Below are 19887 nucleotides of genomic sequence, written 5' to 3' on the forward strand. Positions count from 1 at the left end.
ACGATAACGTAGAAATTGTACGCTGACATGGTGACGCTGTGCTTTGTCAGGGCGCGGCGAGGCCGCAAAATGATTGATTTGGGGGTTTGGAAATGGTCGAACAGAGTCTTCAACGCGGGCAGGATGACAGCGGCGCAACACCGGTTGTGATCTGGGGCAGCGGCGCCATCGGCGGCACGATAGGTGCCGCATTGGTGCGCGCGGGGCGGGACGTTCTGTTCGTTGACGTCAGCAAGGATCACGTGGAACGGATGCGATCAGACGGGCTGTGTATTGAAGGGCCGATCGATAACTTCTCCTGCCAGACTAATGCCTTGACCCCAGACGAGATGACGGGCCAGTGGCCCTTGATCTTATTGGCCGTAAAGGCGCACCACACCGAAGCCGCAACACGACAGTTGTTACCATTTCTGCGCAGCGATGGCGCGGTTGTGTCCTGTCAGAACGGAATGAACGAACCCGTGATTTCCGATATTGTCGGGCCTGACCGGGTGATTGGTGCCTTTGTCAATTTTCTGGCCGACTACATCGAACCGGGCAAAATCCTCTATGGTGGCCGCGGCGCCGTGGTCGTCGGTGAAATCGACGGAACACAATCGAAACGGGTCAGTGAAATTTACGAAACGCTCAAGCTGTTCGAACCTGACGCGGTGCTGACCGACGATATTTTCGGCTATCTTTGGGGCAAAGCGGCCTATGGCACCTTACTTAAAACCTCTGCAATCGCGGATGCCTCAATCGTTGATTATATCACCGGCGAAACCTATCGCAGTGTGCTGTTGGGGATGATCCAAGAAGTTTTGACCGCCGCACAGGCCGAGTGCGTGTTGCCAAAGTCCTTCAACGGGTTTGAGCCCGCAGTGTTCCTGGCCAATGACACGACGGGCATTGCCAAATCGCTAGAGGCCTTGCGGGCCTATAACGCGCTCTCGACCAAGACCCATAGCGGGGTATGGCGCGATCTGGTGAAACGCAAACGTCAGACGGATGTGGTCGCCCAGTTGAATCCGATCCGCATGATTGCGGCGCGCCATGGGATTGCCACGCCCCTTATGGATCGTTTGATCGAACTTGTTGAAGATGTCGAAGCAGGCCGCCGCGAGGTAGGTGCCACAACATTTGCAGCCCTAAGCGATGTAACATCATGAATATAAAAACAGATTTCCTTTCGCGCTTGGCATCCGATATCGCGGTCGAGCCGATGATGAAGCACCTGACCGAGTTTTCGCGCTGGCAGAAACTGGCAGGAACCGTAGAGGAAGCGACCAGTCTTGAATATGTTCGTCAGCAACTTGATGAATACGGTTTGAAAACAACGCTTCTGCATCACGACGCCTTCATCAGCCTGCCCGAAAAGGCCAGCCTCGACTTTAATGGAAAACGGATCACCGCGATCACCCATTCCATGGCCATACCATCGCCAGAGGCGGGATTAACTCGCACGATCATCGATCTTGGCAAGGCAACACAGGCGGATTTTGATGCCGTAGACCTGCGTGATAAAATCGCTTTGATCAACGGGATGGCCACGCCGGAAATGGCCAAACGGTGCCGCCTTGCGGGTGCAGCCGGACAAATCCACATCAGCACGAACCACAACCTTCACGAAATGTGCCTGTCACCGGTTTGGGGCAATCCAGACGTTGAAACCACGCAGGAACTTCCGACGACATGCGCCATAACCGTGTCAAACGAAGATGGACAGGCAATCCGTGCGCAGCTGTCCAAACAACCCGAACTTGAGGCGACTATTCATGCCAAGGTTGATACGGGATGGCGAAAAACCCCCATACTGGTTGCTGACCTAAGGGCAGAGAATGCAGCCAAAGACGCGCCATTTGTTATGTTTTCCGGGCATCACGACACTTGGTATGAAGGCGTAATGGACAACGGCAGCGCCAATGCGACCATGCTTGAAATCGCGCGTTGCCTTATCCCACATCTCAGCGAAATGCAGCGGCATCTTCGTCTGTGTTTCTGGTCGGGCCATTCCCAAGGGCGGTATTCCGGCTCTGCCTGGTTTGCCGATCACCACTGGCATGAATTGGAGCGCGATTGTGCGGTTCATGTCAACGTGGATTCCACTGGCGGCAAAGGCAACACCCTGCTCAGCTTGGCCCCGGCTGCAACAGAACTCTGCGCACTCGCGGGCGAGGCGATTTCAGTGCATTCTGGTCAAGAACACCATGGTGCCCGCTCTGCACGGAACTCTGATCAGTCCTTTTGGGGTATCGGAATTCCATCTATATTCGGGATATTAAGCTGCCAACCCGTTGAAACCCCCGGTGTGCGCAATGCCCTGGGATGGTGGTGGCACACACCACACGATAAGATCGAACATATCGATCCCGAATTATTACTGCGTGATACCAGGGTGTATTCCCACATTCTGGGCCGGTTGCTCTTTGAAGATCTCCTTCCGCTTGATGTGTCCGCCCAGGTTGGGGATTTGGTCACGCAACTGAATGAAATCACACTGCCATCAGAAAGCACTGTTCCCCTCAAAGCCCTGATTGCAGAGGCTGAAACCTTGAAAGCAGCTCTGTCGGTGTTTCAGGGTAAGACGCCACAAGATGCGCATGCCCGCGTGCGCCGCGACAGAACCTTGATGTGCGTGTCACGCTATTTAGTGCCACTCGACTATACCAAAGGGGATCGGCACCGCCACGATCAGGCATTGCCACTGCCCAAATGGCCAAGCCTGGAACCCCTGCGCTGTCTTTCAACCCCACCGCAAAATCCAACCGCGTTTCATCTTCACAATGGTATGGCCATACGCTGTGCAAACCGGATTTTGTCCGACCTGAGACAGGCAAACAGCCTTCTTCACAGCGAAGGATTGGATGAATGAGCGATAGCAGCCCCTTGCCAATCACTGCCCAAGATCTGGATCTTCCCGCGTTTTTGAACGAACTGCGCAAATGGGTGGATATCGAAAGCCCCACCGCCGATGCCGATGCCGTGAACCGCATGGTTGACCACGTAGAGACCCTGGCAAAAACCGCAGGCTTTGCCGTTTCGCGTGCTCCTGGAACATTAGGGCGGGGGGATATCCTTACCGTGCGCCATGGCCCATCGCCCAACCCAGATCAAAAAGGCATTCTGATTTTGGCGCATCTGGATACGGTTCATCCCATTGGGACCCTAACCGGGCCGTTGCCTTGGAAGGAAGAAGGCAGCCGAATTTACGGGCCTGGTATCTATGACATGAAATCCGGTGCGTTGATGGCTCTAGAGGCTCTTAAACTGGCGCGGGGCTGTGGCGACGGCCCGAAATGCCCCGTTACGATCCTGTTTGTTGCAGATGAAGAAACCGGCAGTCGGGCATCGCGCGCAACGACCGAGGCAGAAGCAAAGAATGCGTTTTGCGTTTTGGTTGTGGAACCGGCACGCGATGGCGGAAAAGTTGTGACTGCGCGTCGCGGCTCCGCGATTTATGAGATTGCGGTCAAGGGCCGCGCGGCCCATGCGGGAACAAATTCGCAAAAGGGGCGCAGTGCCATACGCGCAGCATCCAAGCTTGTGCTGCAATTAGAAGATATGAACGATTTGGCTAACGGGATCGGAGTCTCCGTCGGAACGATAACTGGCGGCACAACGCGCAATACGATTCCAGCGGAATGCCGATTTCAACTGGATGTTCGATTGCCAGACGCCGCCGCAACCGAATGGGTCATCCCTCAGATCGAAGCCTTGCAATCAACTGAGCCGGATATTGAGGTTCAGATCGAAGGCGGATTGACCCGCCCAGCATTTGCGAGGTCTGAGGCAGGAGATCAGCTGTTTTCCTATGCCGCAGATATGGCCCAATCATTGGGATATTCATTAATCGGAATGTCGAGCGGTGGCGGTTCTGACGGTAACTTTACAGGTGCACTGGGTATTCCCACGCTTGATGGGTTAGGACCAGATGGAGAGGGTGCGCATACTCACGTGGAATGCATTTACCCTCAAAGCGTTGCACAGCGAACCGCGCTTTTGGCCAACTTGATGTTGGCATCCCCTAGCAACTGATGATGTAACCGCCACCCGGTTCAACGAAGCGGATCGCGATTCCAGTCCTTATATATCAAATATCGTGCGTTCCCGCGGCCGAGCGCGCCGAACAATTTTGGGCAACAGGGCGCCATCCAGATCGCATCTCCCGCGCAAACCGGATACCATTGTTCTCCTAACCGATAGATCCCGCCGGCATCGTCAAGTTGCGGGGGGACGCACGTGGCGGTCGGTTTTCTTATGACCACCCAAGCAACCTGGTGCCTTCTTAGGCCATCGTTTCCCACCTGAGATTATCGCATACGCTGTCTGGGCCTATCACCGATTCCCCATGAGCTTGCGCGATGTCGAGGACCTGTTGGCCGCGCGCGGAATTGTGGTCAGCTACGAGTCAATCCGCTCTTGAGTTGCGAAATTCGGGCTGAAATATGCCCAAGTAATCCGCCGGGGTCGTCCGGCAGCGGCGGACAAATGGCACTTGGACGAAGTCGTTATTCCGATAAACGGCAAGAAATATTGGCTCTGGCGCGCCGTCGATAGCCGTGCCGATGTGCTCGACATCCTCGTGCAGCCTCGGCGCAACAAACGCGCCGCAAGTCGCTTTTTCCGCAGGTTATTCAAGGCATTTGGTGCGCCGCGGGTGATCGTCACAGATAAACTCCGAAGCTACGGGGCTGCCTTGAAAGAGCGTCCTGCGGGAACAGAGCATCGTAGCCACAAAGGTCTCAACAATCGATGCGAAGGGACACACAGGCCGACACGGCGGCGAGAAAAGATCATCGGTCGTTTCAAATCACTCCGCCAGGCACTACTAGCCATAACCACCCCTGTCGGGCTGTTATGACTATACGGCCAAGGGGTTAAAATCGCGGCAAAGCCCGATCCCCCCTTTGGCGCCCCCCTCTCCCAGTGTCCGAATGACTCGCGACTATGAAGTACGCCGCGCTGTCGCTCTTGAGGTGCCGGTGGATGTTCGGCAAGGTGCGCGGCGTGACGCGATCATTTTCTGCGTCGGGGCAAACGCTTCGCAGGGCCTGCGCCGGACGAATGCCGACAAGCGGCGCGCTGTCATGGTGCTGCTGAATGACCCGAAGTGGTCCGCGTGGTCTAATCGTGAGATCGCGCGGCATGGTGCGGTTGATGATAAAACGGTAGCCAAGTGGCGAAACGAAGGGACTACGGATATCCGCAGTGAGGAACCCCGTACCCATACCACCAAGCACGGCACCACGGCGACCATGAACACCGCCAATATCGGGGCTGGATCAAAACCCGATCAAGAGGCACCCGCCGCCGATCCGCACCGCAAGGGCATCTCCACACTGACCCGTGAAGGGCTTGAGGATGGGGTTACCGGGATGCGCGCGGCGCTGGCTGACGAAGCCCGGCAAGGTCCCGATCGGGTGGAACAGGGCGAGGAAAACACCATTGGCGGATGGCTGGCCTATGGTAACGCGCTGTCACAACTTGATACAGCGGACAGGATGGACCGCGCACACCTCATCTTCGGGATCTGACGGTTGCGACTGGACTGGCGAGAGCGGTTTGGAGAGCGCGGCAATCACAAAAGTCGCTAATCCGTTCTCAAGTTGAAAGAGCGTGCTCCCGGATCGCGGCGAGGTCACCCCGCTTGGATCAGCGCCCGGAAAACGCTCTCGCGATGCAAAATTCCGATCAACCGGTCCTTTTCCACGACTGGAAAGCTCCGGTATGGATGCTCCAGAAATGCTTCGGCTGCCGATACCAGATCGGTGCCTAGGTCCAGGGTGACCGGATTCGTGCTCATGAAATCGCCCACGCAGCCGTTCCATTCGCCATAATAGCTGGCAAGCAGAACAGGCCGGAAGCAATCCTTCTGTGTCAGCACTCCCAACAGTATCCCGCTGTCGTCGGTGATCGGCGCGGCCGCGGTGCCTGTGTCTGCCAATTGTGCTGCGCCGCGACGGATCGGCGTGTCGGGCCGCAGGATCAGGGGATCAGTCGCGACCAGCAGGTCGATGCGCCCGACGGTCACGACCGGGGCTCGGGGGCGCGGCGCGGGCAACCTTCGCAGGCAATGTCCTTCATGCAGGACATGCCACCGCACGATCCGCGCAGCGGCCCCCGCCCCAGCACCAATCCCAGTGCAAGACCGCCGACCGCCAGAAGGAAAATCACCAGAACCAGAAGTATTTCCATCGCGTGCCTCCTAGAGCATGTGCCGGTCAAAATCGGCTGTCATCACCCGCCGAAGCCCATCCGCCTTGGCGAAGAGGAACAACGCAGAAATGCCTTTGCGTCGCGCGAGGTCAGGACCGGTATCCCCGGCTGCCATCAATGCTGTGGCCCAACCATCGGCGATCATGGCGCTGTCTGACAGGACGGAAACTGACGCCAGCGTTCCGAGGGCGGGGCGCGCGCGGTGCGGATCAATTATGTGGCCTTGGCGGTGCCCACCATGGTCAAAACCCTGCGCACGGTTGCCCGAAGTTGCCACCGCCAGGTCGCCAAGCTGCATCACTGCCGACCCACTGACCACATCCGGGCGCGGATCTTCGATCGCGATCTGCCAGCCGCGGCCAGACGGGTGATGACCATACGCAGCCAGTTCGCCGCCAAGGTCGATCAGGAAATGCCGGCAACCGGCGGCGATCAACGCATCGCGCATCAGATCCAGCGCGTGTCCCTTGGCAATACCGCAAGGGTCCATCGTCAATCTGGCGTCATCTTTAGACAGGTGATTGTCTTGCATGTGCAGGCCTGTCCAACGTCCGTTGGCCCCCTCAATGGGTCCAAATCCCAGTTTCCGGACCTGAGGGCCGACGGTGGGATCAAACCAGCCATCGCTCGCCTGCGCAATGTCCAGCGCCGCAGCGACGACACGCGTCGTTTCGCCCGACAGGGCGGTGGGCCCCGAGGCTCGGTTGAAGGCGGAGATTTCGCTATCACCGCGCCAGGGCGACATCAGGCGGTCGATGTCAGCCAGAAGCTTTGCCAGTGCGGGGCGCAGAGTTTCGGTGCCGGTCAGATCGGGCAGGGTGACGCGCCACGTGCTGCCAAAGGCGGCCCCGTTGATATGCTGGACCGCCGGCGCGCCATGCAGGACGGCGGGGGCACAGATCAGCGTGGCACCGGTCATCGCCAGAAGGCAGCGGCGGGTCAGATTGGGGGAAGATCTGCTCATCGAGTCACACTCCGAAATCGTCGTTGAAAATGGATTGCGGCTCGACTCCCAGCCGCGCCAGCATGGCCAGAACGGCCGAGATCATCACCGGCGGGCCGCACAAATAGTATTCGCAATCCTCGGGGGTCGGGTGGCCGCTCAGAGCGGTACGCACGGTCTCGTGGATGAATCCGGTTGCCCCGGTCCAACGGTCGCCGGGGGCGGGGTCGGACAGGGCGGGGGTCCAGCTGAAATTGCTATGGGCGGCGGCGATCGCGTCGAACTCCTGCGTATAGAACAGATCGGCGGCGGTGCGCGCACCATAGAAATAGCGCATCCTGCGCGCCGTACCCTGACCAATCTGTTCGTGGATCATCGCCCGCAGGGGCGCCATACCGACGCCGCCACCGATAAAGATCATTTCGCGGTCCGTGGGCTGAACGTGGAAATCACCGAAGGGGCCGGAGGTCTCGACCGATGCGCCGGGTTGCAGCGCGAACAGCCAACTGGAAACGACGCCGGGCGGAATTTCACGTTCTTGTCCCGCCGGCGGCACCGCAAGGCGGATGTTGAACACTGCGCGCCGCCCATCCTCGGGGCGGCTGGCGATGGAATAGGCGCGGGTGACTGGCGCGTCGGAAGATGCGACCATGTCCTGCCAACCGGCATTGCGCCAGGCGTCGCGAAACGGCGCGTCCACCTCGATATCGCGAAACGCCAGACCATACGCCGGCGCAGTCAGCTGCATGAACCCCCCGGCGCGGAACTCGAACGGCTGACCCTCGGGCAATTCCAGCACCAGTTCACGGATCAGCGGCGCAAGCTGGCGGTTCGAAACGACGGTGCAGGCAAAACCTGAGGCGTCCATGAAATCCTGCGGCACGGTGACCGCGCAGGGACCGCGCAGCACGGTCTGGCAGGCCAGCCGCAGATTCGCCTTGCGCTCGGCCGCCGAGAGCACGCCCTTTTCGGTGGCCTGCGCCTGACCCGCGCCTTCCCCTTCGACCGTGACGCGGCACAACCCGCAGGTGCCCGACCCGCCGCAGGCCGCCGGAATGCCGATTCCGGCACCCTGCAATACCTCAAGCAGGCGGTCGCCGCGCGACGCCTCGATCATCGTGGTGTCGTTGACCGTGACCATCAGCGCCTCGGCCGGGATCAACCGCCGCCGCGTGGCCAACAGCGCCAACGTCAGCGCAAGGATCAACAGGATCATCAGGACAGTGCCGATCGCGATTTCGGTCATGACGCTACCATCTGCGCGAAGGCCGAAAACCCAAGCGACATCATCCCGGCAATGACAAAGGTGATGCCAAGCCCGCGCAACCCGTCCGGCAGATCGGCGTATGCCAACCGCGCGCGGATCGCGCCCAGCATGATCACCGCGACGGCAAACCCGGTGCCTGCGCCCAGCCCGAAGACGGCAGACTCGGCCAGATCATACCTGCGTTCGACCATGAACAGGCTGCCGCCAAGGATCGCGCATTGCACCGTGAGCAGCGGCAGGAACACCCCGAAGGCGGTGTAGATCGCCGGAAAGAACCGATCCAACACCATTTCCAGCAATTGCACCACGGCAGCGATCACTCCGATGAAGGCGATCAGCGACAAATAGGACAGATCCAGCGCGGGCATCCCGGCCCAGCCCAACGCGCCGGGCGCAAGCAGGGCCGCATAGATCAGATGGTTCAACGGCACCGTTACGCCCAGAACTGCAATCATCGCCACGCCCAGCCCCACTGCCGAGGCGGGCCGCCGCGACAGCGCAATGAAGGTACATAGCCCCAAAAAGAACGTCAGCGGCATGTTCTCGACAAAGGCGGCGTGCAGGAACAGGGTGGCCAGATCACTCATGTCCGCTCACCTGCGCTGTCGGGCGGCGTGTGCTCGGGCGCTTCGACCTGTGCGGGCAGTACGCTGCGCACGGCCCAGACCAGACCGCCCAACAGGAAAAACGCACTGGGGGCCAGCAGCATCAGGTTCAGCGGCGTGAACCAGCCACCTTGATCCACCGTCGGAAGGATCTGATAGCCCAGCAGCGAACCGGCGCCGAACAATTCGCGGATCGAGCCGATCACGATCAGCACTAGCGAATAGCCCAACCCGTTGCCAAGCGCGTCGACCATCGCCGGAACCGGCGGGTTCAGGCGCGCGAAACTTTCGCTGCGCCCCAGAACAAGACAGTTGGTGGTGATCAGGCTGACGAACACCGAGAGCTTGCGACTGATCTCGGGCAGAAAGGCCTGAAGGACTTGATCGATCACGATGACCAGCGAAGCGATGATCACGATCTGGATGATCAGCCGGATCGCGCTCGGAATGTGGTGCCGGATCAAGCTGATGAGACCGGCCCCCATGACCACGACCGCGGTCAGCGCCGCCGACATGGTCAGCGCCGTCGCCACCGATGTCGTCACCGCCAGTGCCGAACAGATGCCGAGGATCTGCAGCGTCACCGGATTCTGGCGGACCAGCGGATCGGTCAGAACGGACCAGAGGGCAGGGCGAGCCATCCCCTAGAACTCACCGCGCTGGATGGCGGCAATCAACGGGCCATAGCCCTGCGGCCCCAGCCAGAACCGCACCATCCGCGTGATCGCGTTGCTGGTGCGGGTCGCCCCGGTGATGCCGTCCACCTCATATTCGTTGCCCGACATCCCGCGCGCCACGGCAAAGCGGATGTCGCCCGAGGCATCGGAGACTTTGGTGCCGCGAAATTGCGACAGCCATGCGGGTTCCTCGATCCGTGCGCCCAGACCGGGGGTTTCGGATTGTTCGGTGATGGCAAGGCCCGCGATGGTGGTCATGTCGTCCTCCAGTGCGAGGATGGCGTCGATCGGCCCGTTGTATCCCGACCCGCTGATTGGCAGAATCGCCAGCGAAACATCGCCGCTGTCGTCGCGCAGCAGATAGATCTGCGCATAGTTCGGGCGACTGCCCAACCCGGCCAGATCGGTGGACGGCTCCAGCCCGGTCCAACTCGCCGTATCATCCAAAGCGCCCGGCAGGGTTTCGGGCGTGACATCGACGGCGGCGGCCCCGCGCGCCAGATCAATAACAACAGTGCCAAGGCTGCCGCCTGACTGTTCCAGCAGCGTCGACATGCCGGGGATTCCCGCCACCAGCGCTTCAAGCCGGGCCTGCTGTTCTGCGGCGCGGTTCGCGGTCTGGATCGGCCGCAAAAGTACGGTCGCACCACTGACCATCAGCGCGCAGATCCCCGAGACAAGAAAGGCCATCGCCACCGTCTTTGTGCGGCTTTCGTTGGGCAAGGCCAGAAGGCGGCGCCATAGGTTGATCGGATTCAAATCAACCATGCCGTCGTTTCCTTCGTGCAAGCCATGTTGCAATGGCGATTTCGTCAAGCAGAGGGGCCACCAACGATATTAGAAGCGCTGCGGACACAGCCATCTGCAGGGGCGCGGCGAGTTGCCACTGCACCGCGAACAGGACCATCAGCGCGCCGTAAAGCACCCCGTTCAGCCAGCCGCCCAAGCGGGTCGACGCGCTGGCCACTGGATCGGCGACCAGCAGCACCAGCACAATGCCTGCGGCTGGCAGCACTGGCCCCACCGGCAGCCCGGCCCAGTGCGCCAGCCCCCCGACCAGCGTCGCAGCCAGCACCGTGCGCGCAGGGATCACCCCGGCCACCATGGCGATCAACGCCGCCGGAATCGCCGCCCATGCCACCGGTAGCGGCAGGTCGGCCCAAGGGGCGGCAGGAAAGCCAAAGCCGAGAAACGCAAGCGTCACCGTCGCCGGGTTCAGGACATTGCGACCCCAACCTCCCATCACCAGTTCCGCCATGACCGAGCCGAAACTGATCCCCAGAACGAGCTGGAACAGGCTCAGGTCCGGAGGCGCCAGCATTGCCACCGCCAACGCGGTCAGCGCCCCGGCGAAGGAGGGCGGTTGGGCGCGGACCAGCATGAAAACCAGATGCCAGAACCCCGACAACAGAAGTGTCAGAAGCAACCGGACCAAAGCCGCGCTGCCACCATACCAAAGCCACGCCAGTGCCATGGGCATTACCGCCGCCAGCAACACCAATGCGACCATCTCGCGATCCCACAATCCCCGGGTCACGGAGCGGCCTCTTCGGTGGCGATGAGGTCCAGTACTGTGCGCAGTTGTCCAGAGACGCGTGGGACGGCCCCGGTGACGTAATCGGCCAGCGCAAGATCCTCCTCCAGCAGCGACAGCGCGCCAAGACGGATCGCGCTTTCGGGATCGCCCGAACCCAGTGCGCGGATTAGGGCGTGGGCGGGAATGTCACCGCCCAAGGCCTGTTCCAGCGCCGCAGTGGGAATGACCGGCATCGGTCGGGCAGCGCGGCGTAATGCGGCTCCAAACCAATGGCGATGATCGGCACCAGTTGCACCGGGCAGGACCGTCACTTGCCGGTCGCGGGGGGCCAACCAATGAGCCTGCTGGCCATCCAGCGCCGCGCCGCTAAGCAATCGGTGCGGACCGGGGCGCAGGACACCATGGACCAGACCGCGCAGATCTGCCCCTGGCTGACAGCGCAGCAGACGCGGCTCGCGCAGTCCCGCCCCGGTGACGCTGACCAGACGCGTGTCGGGGACAAGCCCGGTGGCCAAAAAGGAACCGAGACCGGCCACGTCTTCGGCATGGATATCCCAAACGGGGGCGTCTATGCGAGCCGGGTGATGGCGGTGGATCTGGATTCCGGGCAGGCCTTGGGGATGCAACGCGCCGCAAAGAATCCGGCGAACGCCAACCGGGACCGGCAGATCGCTCACCTTGCCCTCGCAAAGCCAGATCTGACCTGCCGTGAGCTTTTGCAACGCTTCAAGACCGGCGGCGAAATCATCCTCTCCCCCTGTCAGAGCCAACTGCGGATCGGGCGCGCCCGGGCGCGTATCGGTGGCCATCACGAAGATTGCGGCGGGACGTTCACCGCTGGCAGGCATCCGCCCGAACGGACGGCTGCGCAGGTTTCGCCATAGACCCGCACCCTGCATCAAAGCACGCAGCGCGGTTTCGTCCAGCGGTGCGTGCGCATACTCATGGCGGTCGTCGCCTTCGCGAAACAACACCAGCCGCAGAAGACGGCGTCCGGGCGCCAGTTCGATCCGCGCCACACGACCCGCCATCGGTGAAACCAGTGCGATTGTCGGATCGGCACGCAACCGCAGCAGCGGCTGGCCCTGGGCGACCAGAGCTTCCTCGTCTACCAAAGGTTCGACCCTCAGTTCTTCGTTGCGATCTGCCGTGATCGCGGCCTCTTCAGTCAACACCACCGGGCATTTCCCGGGCGCAGCCATTGCGACAGCGGGCAGCCGAAGACCTGCGGAAAAGAAGCGATCGAACATCATGCTCCGATCCATTCCTGGCCTGTTACCCAATCAGCGGCTTGGCCGGAACGATTAATGTTGTTAGCATCGTGTCAAATGCGGGCAGTCTAGAACGAATTGATCGAGGCGAGAACCCATGTCTTTCAAAAGCAAACATTATCCGGTGCTTGCGCTTGCGCTTTGCGCCACTCTGACCGCATTTTCGGCCCCGAGCGTCTGGGCGCAGCAGGCAGAGTCCACCACGCCGGAAAAGAACGAGATTGAACAGCTCGAAGAGGCGCTGAAACCCTATGTCATGCCAAGGTCTGGGCCGTTCCGTCCTGATCAGATTGCCATCGGGCAGGCAGCGGCCATCTCAGCTTGGGCAGGATCGGCCCATGCCAATGCGTCATCGGAATCCTTTTCACACTGGAACGATGAAGGCGAGATCCCGCCGGTCTGCGCGACTTGCCATGCCGGAGCTGGCTTTCGTACGTTTTATGGCTTGGACGGTAGCGCGCCCGGGCTGGCCGAACATCCCGTCCCGACGGGTGGGGTCGTCGATTGCGAAACTTGCCACAATCCGGGCCTGTTGGAAGTCAAGGAAGTGCGCTTTCCCAGCGGTTTGATGCACCCCGTCGAACCCGGAGAGGCATCGTGCCTGACCTGCCATCAAGGCCGTGCAGCCGGGACCACGGTGGAGAAGGCGGTGGCCGAGATGGCCGACGATACGCCGAACCCGGAGCTGGGTTTCATCAACCCGCACTATGCGGTCGCCGCGGCGACATGGCTGGGCGGTTACGGCGGGTCGGGGTATCATTATCCCGGCAAGGCGTATTCAGGCCGCTTTTTCCACGCCCGCCCCGTCGCCAGCTGCGCGTCCTGCCACGAGCCTCATACACTGAAGGTGGTCGAGCAATCCTGCATGACCTGTCACGAGGAACCGGCGGCGAAGGATATCCGACTATCACGGCTCAGCTATGACGGCAGCGGAGATCTGACGAAAGGGATCAGCGCCGATATCGCTGCCAATGCGGGTGTGTTGAAACAGATGCTGGCGGACTACGCGACCAAAGTTGTCGGTATTTCGATGGTTTATGACGGACACCGCTATCCGTATTTCTTTGCCGATGTGAACGGCGATGGCCGTGCCGACATGTCCGGCGACAACCCGACCGCCTACAGGGCGTGGACACCGCGCCTGTTGAAGGCCACCTATAACTGGAAATTCGTGACGGCAGATCCCGGTGCCTATGCGCATAATCCGCATTACGCATTGGAATTGCTGTACGATTCTATCGAGGATCTTGCAGGGACGCTGGATCGCGACATGTCTACCCTAGGCATTCAACGGTAAGCTGACCCGAGCGGGACTGGAACCCTGTTACCCGGTAGTGTTGATGGACGCGATCCGGGTCAATATCCGCAGCAACGGGGCGGTCTGCAACAAGGCGGTCTTCGTGGCCCTGGCGATCCTGCCGGACCGCACGCGTGACGTCCTGGGCCTGTGGTTTCAGGCCAACGAGGGCGCCAAGTTTTGGGCAAAGGTGCTAAACGATCTCCGCAATCGCGGTGTCCAAGGCATCCTCATTGCTGTGGTCGACGGCCTCAAGGGCTTTCCCCAGGCCATTGAGGCGGCCTTTCCAAAAACTCAGGTCCAGACGTACATCGTCCATCTGCTGCGCCACTCCATGAGCTTTGCCAGCTACAAGGATCGCAAGGCCGTGGCGACAGCGCTGAAGGCGGTCTACACGGCCTTGGACGCCGGAGCGGCAGAGGCCGCGCTGGCCGAGTTCTTCGCACTCGAGGCCACTCCCCAATCGATGAGGCGGCAGCGAAATTGATTTATCTGGCGCTCAATGCTACATCCAATAAGTGTAGGCGCTCCGTGCGAGAATGGCACGCTGTCAAAAGCCAGTTCGCCATCACGTTCGAAGAACTCTTCCCAATGGCGTAATAAAACGCGTCAGGGCGGCGCTGTTGCGCAAATCGGGCAAAGGCCGCAATGCCCCTTTCGCCGGAGACACTTATCCTACGGCCATTGTGACGGGTATGCCGAGTGCCGTGAAACGGTTCAGCACCGCAGCGCGGATCTGAACCTCGGCAACTTGGCGGTCAAAGTCACGCGCCATGCATTGCCCGGCAGTCGCGCTTGCAGCGATGAGAGGGAGGCGCTGACCAAGCCCCTTCACACAGTTCATCTTCGTCTCAACTCGACTTCGTGGGTGATACTCGGTCCAACGCCGCCACAGTGATCGGCCGAGATATGTTGAGGCCCAGAGCGCCTCGTTGCGGGCCCTGGCTCCGGCAGTGGTCGGCTTCCACGGCATGTCGTTCCGGCGTGGCGGGATGATTGCGGCCGCACCGTGGTCGGACCCTCTCGTGCATGTAAACATGCACTGCCTGGCAGTGGATGGCATTGTGGCACTTCAGCGTATCAAAGGCGCCATCGGCGGTGACGGTTGCGATCTCTTGCTCCGGGTCAATCTGGTCGAGCAATTCTGGCAGCATCGGTGCATCTCCGACATTGCTGGTGGTGACCTCCACCGCCCGGATATCTCCAGTGTTTCCTCGTCGATCCCGAGGTGGATTTTGCGCCAAACCCGCCGCTTCGGGCCGCCCATTGCCCGGCAGTCGAAACGAAGTTTCGATGAGAGGGATGCTTGCGCGCGTGCCACTCACCTTCAACCTTGATGCCGGTGCTGTCCACTGCCCGGCAGTCGCTGCTTGCAGCGACGCGAGGGGGTCAAGAGGTGCAATGGCCCCTTCGATCCGCGATACGGGACAGCCACGTTCAAGGTCTTTTGCCGGCGGCCCAGCGTGCTGAAAATTGGCACGGACCCGTCGAACCCGGCGAGCTTCAGCAGGCTCGCGACAAACCCAGTCGTTTGCCGAAGCGCCATGCCGAAGAGGACCTTGAGCGTAAGGCAGGCCTGAATGGCCGCATCCGTATAGATCGGTTGGCGGCCGCGTTTGCCCGTCGGTGCAGCCTCCCACACCATATCCGGATCGAACCAGACGCTCAGCGATCCACGCTGTTTCAGCGCGAGGTTGTAGTCATGCCAGTTCGTGGTCTTGTAGACTGTCTTTGCAGATATCCTCATGCCGCTAAGCTACCACATTGGATTCCTGTGGTGAATCCCAAGCAGGCTTTGCGCAACAAGGCCGCATCAGCTTCAAAAAGAGCCACAAAATAGAAACTTAACTGGGAAAGCAGGGAAAGACTTGAAAACCAAACGCAGGGATATTGGCCTACCGCCTTGGCAATCGCATTGTTGGGCACGCAATCCTATGCGCAGGAAAAAAATCCTGCGTTTCGTGCATGACAGCAATGGTAACATATACGACAATCCAAACCATGCCTGCGCATCGGTCTTTGCCGGTATTGTGAACACCGGAAGCAACGTGCACTGAAGGTTGAGATTTATCCCGGCGGTCAACTTGGCACAATCGGCGAAGCAGTCCAGATGGTGCACGATGGTGTGATCGAAGTGACCAATGCCTCGATAGGAGCCCTCGCGCCTTATTATCCACGCATCGACGTTCTGAACCTGCCCTTTGCCTTCGCCAGCAATGGCGCAGCCGATATGACTTTTAATGGCCCGTTCGGTAATGCGCTGGCAAAAGATATCGAGGCAAGCTTGGGCGATGTCTTGGTTGTGGGCTATCCGGATACTGGCGGCTTGTTCGTGATTTCGAACTCGAAAAGGGAAATCTCCACGCTCGAAGAAATGAAGGGAATTCGCATGGGTACCATGACGCTGCCGTCACATCAGGCGATCATGAAGTCCCTCGGCATGGAGGCTTATCCGCTAGCCTTCTCCGAAGTCTATTAGGGGCTTCAAACCGGCGTAATCGATGGGCAGATGAATCTGATCCCGATCTTGGTTTCCGCCAAGCTTGATGAAGTGCAGAGCTATCTCACGTTGACCAACCACCTTTAATTGCCATTCACGATGCTCTTTAACAAGACATTCTATGAAGATTTGACCGAGGATCAAAGGGATTTTATCCAAACCGCAGCGCAATCCTGCGAAGCAGCGGCCTACGGCATTTCCCATATCATTGAAGCCTCGGATCGTGGTCTGGCCGGACTGGCGGACAAGATTACAATCACAGCAAAGTCACCTAAAGATCGTACTGAGATGCGTGAAGTAACGGGCGCGGCGTTTGACAAGTTTATGCTCGAAACCCACGGCGAGGATGCGATCGCGCTGGTAGACTTCCTCAAGGCCGAAAGCGAAAAAGCAAATAATACGCGCTACTTCGGAGAATAAACTCCACGACAAATCATCTTGGGGGCAGGGTATGACTTGCCCCCAAAATCCGCGCGCCGCGTCGTTATCGGCCGGGCCCGAATCCTGACTCTCAATGCCAACGAAAGAAAATTTTATGCGATCGACCCTTGGGGAAACCAGATCGAGCGTTCAGCGCACGCACGCCCTGATTTGCAATGACAGTCACGGGGATAGTCAAGTTATCGGCGATCTTGGCAGCGAAAGTCGGGACGCCGGATCTCAAACAGCGTTTAGCTCACGAGTGATGTCGTCCCAGATCCAATGGGCGTCGGCTCTGGATTGTCTGTAAGTAGCGGCTGAAAGGGTGTGTCGGCGCGGCCGGAAGATGTTTTGGACCTGATCATGGACGGACAAGAACCGCTGGGCTTGGCGGGGAGATTTGAAACGACCGATGATCTTTTCTCGCCGCCGTGTCGGCCTGTGTGACCCTTCGCATCGATTGTTGAGACCTTTGTGGCTGCGATGCTCTATTCCCGCAGGAGGCTTTTTCAAGGCAGCCCCGTAGCTTCGGAGTTTATCAGTGACGATCACCCGGGGCGCACCAAATGCTTTGAATAGCCTGCGGAAAAAGCGACTTGCCGCCCGTTTGTTGCGCCGAGGCTGCACGAGGATGTCGAGCACATCGCCACGGCTATCGACGGCGCGCCAGAGCCAATATTTCTTGCTGTTTATCGGAATAACGACTTCGTCTAAGTGCCATTTGTCCGCCGTTGCGGGACGATCCCGGCGGATTGCTTGCGCATATTTCAGCCCGAATTTCGCAACCCACGAGCGGATTGACTCGTAGCTGACCACAATTCTGCGCGCGGCCAACAGGTCCTCGGCATCGCGCAAGCTCATGGGGAATCGGTGATAGGCCCAGACAGGGTATGCGATAATCTCTGGTGGGAAACCGTGGCCTAAGAAGGCACCAGGTTGCTTGGGTGGTCATAAGAAAACCGACCGCCACGTGCGTCCGCCCGCAACTTGACGATGCCGTTGCTCAATGACCTGACCATCAGCATTGTTGCGGTTGCGGCTGCGCGCCTCCGTGCACTGCAGAAAAGTCGAAGGAAGGGGTGAGTGAGGCCGAGCCGCGCGATGCGATGGGCCGAGACCCGACAACGCAACAGTCCCACTACCAGAGCCTACAGAGCCTCACGCCAGCTGACGCCTACTCCGAGCGCGGCCAGATCATTCTGAAACAACGGGAAAGGATCAAACAAAAGACCACCGAAACCCGGCGCTTGCTTCACCGAAAATCCGCCGCATAATCGCATGGACTAGATGAGCCAGAGCCTCCCTTAAATCAGGCAGCCAAATGGCCCAAAATCCCTGACGAAGGAAAATGCCGCCGGAATGCTACGATGATCGCCTCCTCATCGAGCGTCAGCACCGTGGATTTCGCGTCCTTCGGCCCGGTCGGCAGATCGGCAACCGACGTCCGCTTGCACTACTTGGCCACGCCTTCTGATTGATCCCGTAGCGCGCCGAAAGCGCCCTCAGGCTCTCTTCACTATTTTGTATTGCTCGACGGATTGCCTCAGTCGTCGTGGCGCTGCCGTGAAAAATCTGGCCCATAGTGCCTCCTTCCAGTCCAACGAAAAGATTGCACCATCAAAGTCCGGGATCAAACACCTAACCGGCTCACTTCTGCGTGGACATCTATACCTTCGGGGCTATCTGGATCGCGCTCGCGCTGCCGAGATGGGATGGCCACCGCCAGATGATTTTGTCCGACACCGACCTCGACCGACTGATCTATCCGCGGACAGCGCGGGACGTTTCGAACCGTGCGACCCAGCCTGACTGGGCGTATATCCACCGTGAGCTGCGCCGCAAGGGCGTGACGTGGTCCCTGCTGTGGGAGGAATATCGCGCCAATTACCCTCAGAGCTATGGCTACTCCCGGTTCTGCGACCTTTACACGCGGTGGGAAGGCAAGCTGTCGCCGGTGATGCGTCAGCGCCATCTGTTACCCGGCAGGTGAATGCTTGCATTCACCGAGAGGGCGGCCGGCGAGTGGCTGTTTGTCGATCACGCGGGGCACACGATCGATGTGATTGATCCCCAGACCGGCGAGGTGCGCCCTGCACAGCTGTTCGTCGCGGCGCTCGGGGCCTCAAGCTACATCTTTGCGGAGGCGGCCTGGACGCAATCCCTGCCAGATTGGATCGCGAGCCATGTGCGCGCCTTTGGCTTCCTCGGAGGTGTATGGCCCAGATTGTGTCCGGCAATCTGAAGGTCGGGGTCACAAAGGCCTGCTTCTATGACCCTGCAATCAACCGGACCTATGCGGATATGGCTACCCATTACGGCACGGCCGTGGTGCCTGCGCGGCCGCACAAACCCAAGGATAAAGCAAAGGTCGAGGCCGCGGTTTTATTGGTTGAGCGCTGGATCCTGGCGCGGCTGCGTAATCAATAATTCTTCAGCTTTGGGGACGTGAACGCTGCCATTCGCCCGCTGCTGGACCGGCTCAACGACAAGGTCTCACGCCATCTCGGGGCCAGCCGCAGGCAGCTGTTCGAGCGGTTGGACAAGCCCGTCCTGAAGCCACTGCCGGTGGCGCCTTATGTCTACGCCGAATGGAAGAAGTGCCGCGCCGGGCTCGATTACCACATCGCGATCGACAGGCATTATTATTCGGTGCCCTATCAGTTGCTGAAGAAAGAGCTGTGGGCGCGTATCACCGCCCGGACGGTCGAAGTCTTCCATATCGGCAGACGCGTGGCCTCGCATGTGCGCACTTCCGGCAACGGGCAGCATTCCACGCAGCGCGACCACATGCCGGCACACCACAGGTTCCGCGAAGATTGGACGCCGCAGCGCCTCCAGGCCTGGGCCGCCCGTGTCGGGCCGAACGTCGCGATCTTCGCAGAGGTCGTTATGCGCGACCGCAAGCACTGTGAACAAGGCTATCGCACCTGTCTGGGCGTGATCCGGCTGGCTGACAGGTTCGGTCGAGACCGCCTCGCTGCTGCCTGCCGAAGGGCGCTTGAGATCAATGCCAGGTCCTACTCATCGGTCCAGTCCATTCTGAAGAATGGGCGGGAAAGCAAACCTCGTAACCGCGCCACGGAGGAGCCTGCCATCACCCACACCAACATCCGTGGCGCCGAATACTTCCATTGAAAGGACCCGACAAGCTCCCTCATCCAACCCTCGATCACCT

15 protein-coding genes and 6 pseudogenes are annotated in these 19887 nt (G+C 59.9%); 9 read left to right on the forward strand and 12 right to left on the reverse strand.

Annotated elements, in window-relative coordinates:
* The first annotated feature begins 92 nt into the window (after nt 1-92).
* The 5 genes and pseudogenes from FQ320_RS20910 (at nt 93) to FQ320_RS20935 (ending at nt 5513) form a co-directional block, all read left to right on the forward strand.
* On the forward strand, nt 93-1148 hold the full coding sequence (locus tag FQ320_RS20910) for a ketopantoate reductase family protein (protein ID WP_148475268.1): 1056 nt from the start codon (nt 93-95) through the stop codon (nt 1146-1148).
* Nucleotides 1145-2851: a M28 family peptidase gene (locus tag FQ320_RS20915; protein ID WP_148475269.1), complete on the forward strand. Its 1707-nt coding sequence runs from the start codon at nt 1145-1147 to the stop codon at nt 2849-2851. The genes FQ320_RS20910 and FQ320_RS20915 overlap by 4 nt, the downstream gene beginning before the upstream one ends.
* The gene (locus FQ320_RS20920) at nt 2848-4014 is read left to right on the forward strand and encodes a M20 family metallopeptidase (RefSeq protein WP_148475270.1); all 1167 of its coding nucleotides are present in this window, start codon (nt 2848-2850) and stop codon (nt 4012-4014) included. Before FQ320_RS20915 ends, FQ320_RS20920 begins: the two co-directional genes overlap by 4 nt.
* A gap of 274 nt (nt 4015-4288) precedes the next feature.
* Nucleotides 4289-4804, forward strand: a pseudogene (locus FQ320_RS20930) (IS6 family transposase); the annotation flags it as partial.
* A gap of 109 nt (nt 4805-4913) precedes the next feature.
* Nucleotides 4914-5513, forward strand: a complete 600-nt coding sequence (locus tag FQ320_RS20935) for a hypothetical protein (protein ID WP_148475271.1) — start codon at nt 4914-4916, stop codon at nt 5511-5513.
* A gap of 104 nt (nt 5514-5617) precedes the next feature.
* Here FQ320_RS20935 and FQ320_RS20940 read toward each other — a convergent pair whose 3' ends face one another.
* From FQ320_RS20940 to FQ320_RS20980, 9 genes are read right to left on the reverse strand one after another with little or no spacing between them, the layout of a single operon-like run.
* On the reverse strand, nt 5618-6010 hold the full coding sequence (locus FQ320_RS20940; RefSeq protein ID WP_255509648.1) for a CBS domain-containing protein: 393 nt from the start codon (nt 6008-6010) through the stop codon (nt 5618-5620).
* Nucleotides 6007-6174: a (Na+)-NQR maturation NqrM gene (locus tag FQ320_RS20945; RefSeq protein WP_148475272.1), complete on the reverse strand. Its 168-nt coding sequence runs from the start codon at nt 6172-6174 to the stop codon at nt 6007-6009. Before FQ320_RS20945 ends, FQ320_RS20940 begins: the two co-directional genes overlap by 4 nt.
* A 10-nt stretch (nt 6175-6184) precedes the next feature.
* Nucleotides 6185-7159 carry an FAD:protein FMN transferase gene (locus FQ320_RS20950; RefSeq protein WP_148475273.1) on the reverse strand — a complete coding sequence of 325 codons (975 nt, stop codon included), beginning with the start codon at nt 7157-7159 and terminating at the stop codon, nt 6185-6187.
* A gap of 4 nt (nt 7160-7163) precedes the next feature.
* Nucleotides 7164-8384 (reverse strand): NADH:ubiquinone reductase (Na(+)-transporting) subunit F, encoded by a 1221-nt coding sequence (gene nqrF / locus FQ320_RS20955; protein WP_148475274.1) that lies wholly within the window; start codon nt 8382-8384, stop codon nt 7164-7166.
* A complete protein-coding gene (gene nqrE, locus FQ320_RS20960; protein ID WP_148475275.1) occupies nt 8381-8992 on the reverse strand; it encodes an NADH:ubiquinone reductase (Na(+)-transporting) subunit E in 612 nt (203 codons plus the stop codon). Before nqrE ends, nqrF begins: the two co-directional genes overlap by 4 nt.
* The gene (locus FQ320_RS20965; protein WP_148475276.1) at nt 8989-9651 is read right to left on the reverse strand and encodes an NADH:ubiquinone reductase (Na(+)-transporting) subunit D; all 663 of its coding nucleotides are present in this window, start codon (nt 9649-9651) and stop codon (nt 8989-8991) included. Before FQ320_RS20965 ends, nqrE begins: the two co-directional genes overlap by 4 nt.
* 3 nt (nt 9652-9654) lie before the next feature.
* A complete protein-coding gene (locus FQ320_RS20970) occupies nt 9655-10455 on the reverse strand; it encodes an FMN-binding protein (RefSeq protein ID WP_148475277.1) in 801 nt (266 codons plus the stop codon).
* Nucleotides 10448-11224, reverse strand: coding sequence for an RnfABCDGE type electron transport complex subunit D (locus FQ320_RS20975; protein ID WP_148475278.1), 777 nt, complete (start codon nt 11222-11224; stop codon nt 10448-10450). The genes FQ320_RS20970 and FQ320_RS20975 overlap by 8 nt, the downstream gene beginning before the upstream one ends.
* On the reverse strand, nt 11221-12477 hold the full coding sequence (locus FQ320_RS20980; RefSeq protein WP_255509649.1) for a Na(+)-translocating NADH-quinone reductase subunit A: 1257 nt from the start codon (nt 12475-12477) through the stop codon (nt 11221-11223). The genes FQ320_RS20975 and FQ320_RS20980 overlap by 4 nt, the downstream gene beginning before the upstream one ends.
* 115 nt (nt 12478-12592) lie before the next feature.
* On the opposite strand from FQ320_RS20980, the gene FQ320_RS20985 reads away from it, so the two are divergent.
* Together FQ320_RS20985 and FQ320_RS20990 are read left to right on the forward strand one after the other, a co-directional pair.
* On the forward strand, nt 12593-13792 hold the full coding sequence (locus FQ320_RS20985; RefSeq protein ID WP_255509650.1) for a cytochrome C: 1200 nt from the start codon (nt 12593-12595) through the stop codon (nt 13790-13792).
* Nucleotides 13793-13808: 16 nt separating this feature from the next.
* A pseudogene (locus FQ320_RS20990) lies at nt 13809-14392 on the forward strand (transposase); the annotation flags it as partial.
* A 70-nt stretch (nt 14393-14462) separates the two neighbouring features.
* Here FQ320_RS20990 and FQ320_RS20995 read toward each other — a convergent pair.
* Nucleotides 14463-15539: pseudogene (locus FQ320_RS20995) on the reverse strand (IS5 family transposase).
* Nucleotides 15540-15857: 318 nt separating this feature from the next.
* Between FQ320_RS20995 and dctP the strand changes: the two are divergent.
* Nucleotides 15858-16712, forward strand: a pseudogene (gene dctP, locus FQ320_RS26590) (TRAP transporter substrate-binding protein DctP).
* A 240-nt stretch (nt 16713-16952) separates the two neighbouring features.
* Here the strand turns inward: dctP and FQ320_RS21005 are convergent.
* Nucleotides 16953-17612: an IS6 family transposase gene (locus FQ320_RS21005; RefSeq protein WP_148475279.1), complete on the reverse strand. Its 660-nt coding sequence runs from the start codon at nt 17610-17612 to the stop codon at nt 16953-16955.
* A gap of 448 nt (nt 17613-18060) precedes the next feature.
* A pseudogene (locus FQ320_RS21010) lies at nt 18061-18293 on the reverse strand (IS481 family transposase); the annotation flags it as partial.
* A gap of 27 nt (nt 18294-18320) precedes the next feature.
* Between FQ320_RS21010 and istA the strand changes: the two are divergent.
* Nucleotides 18321-19847: pseudogene (gene istA, locus FQ320_RS26930) on the forward strand (IS21 family transposase).
* The last annotated feature ends 40 nt before the right edge of the window (nt 19848-19887 follow it).

Origin of the sequence: Oceaniovalibus sp. ACAM 378 (assembly GCF_008085915.1) — a bacterium.
In the GTDB taxonomy this organism is placed as follows: domain Bacteria; phylum Pseudomonadota; class Alphaproteobacteria; order Rhodobacterales; family Rhodobacteraceae; genus Oceaniglobus.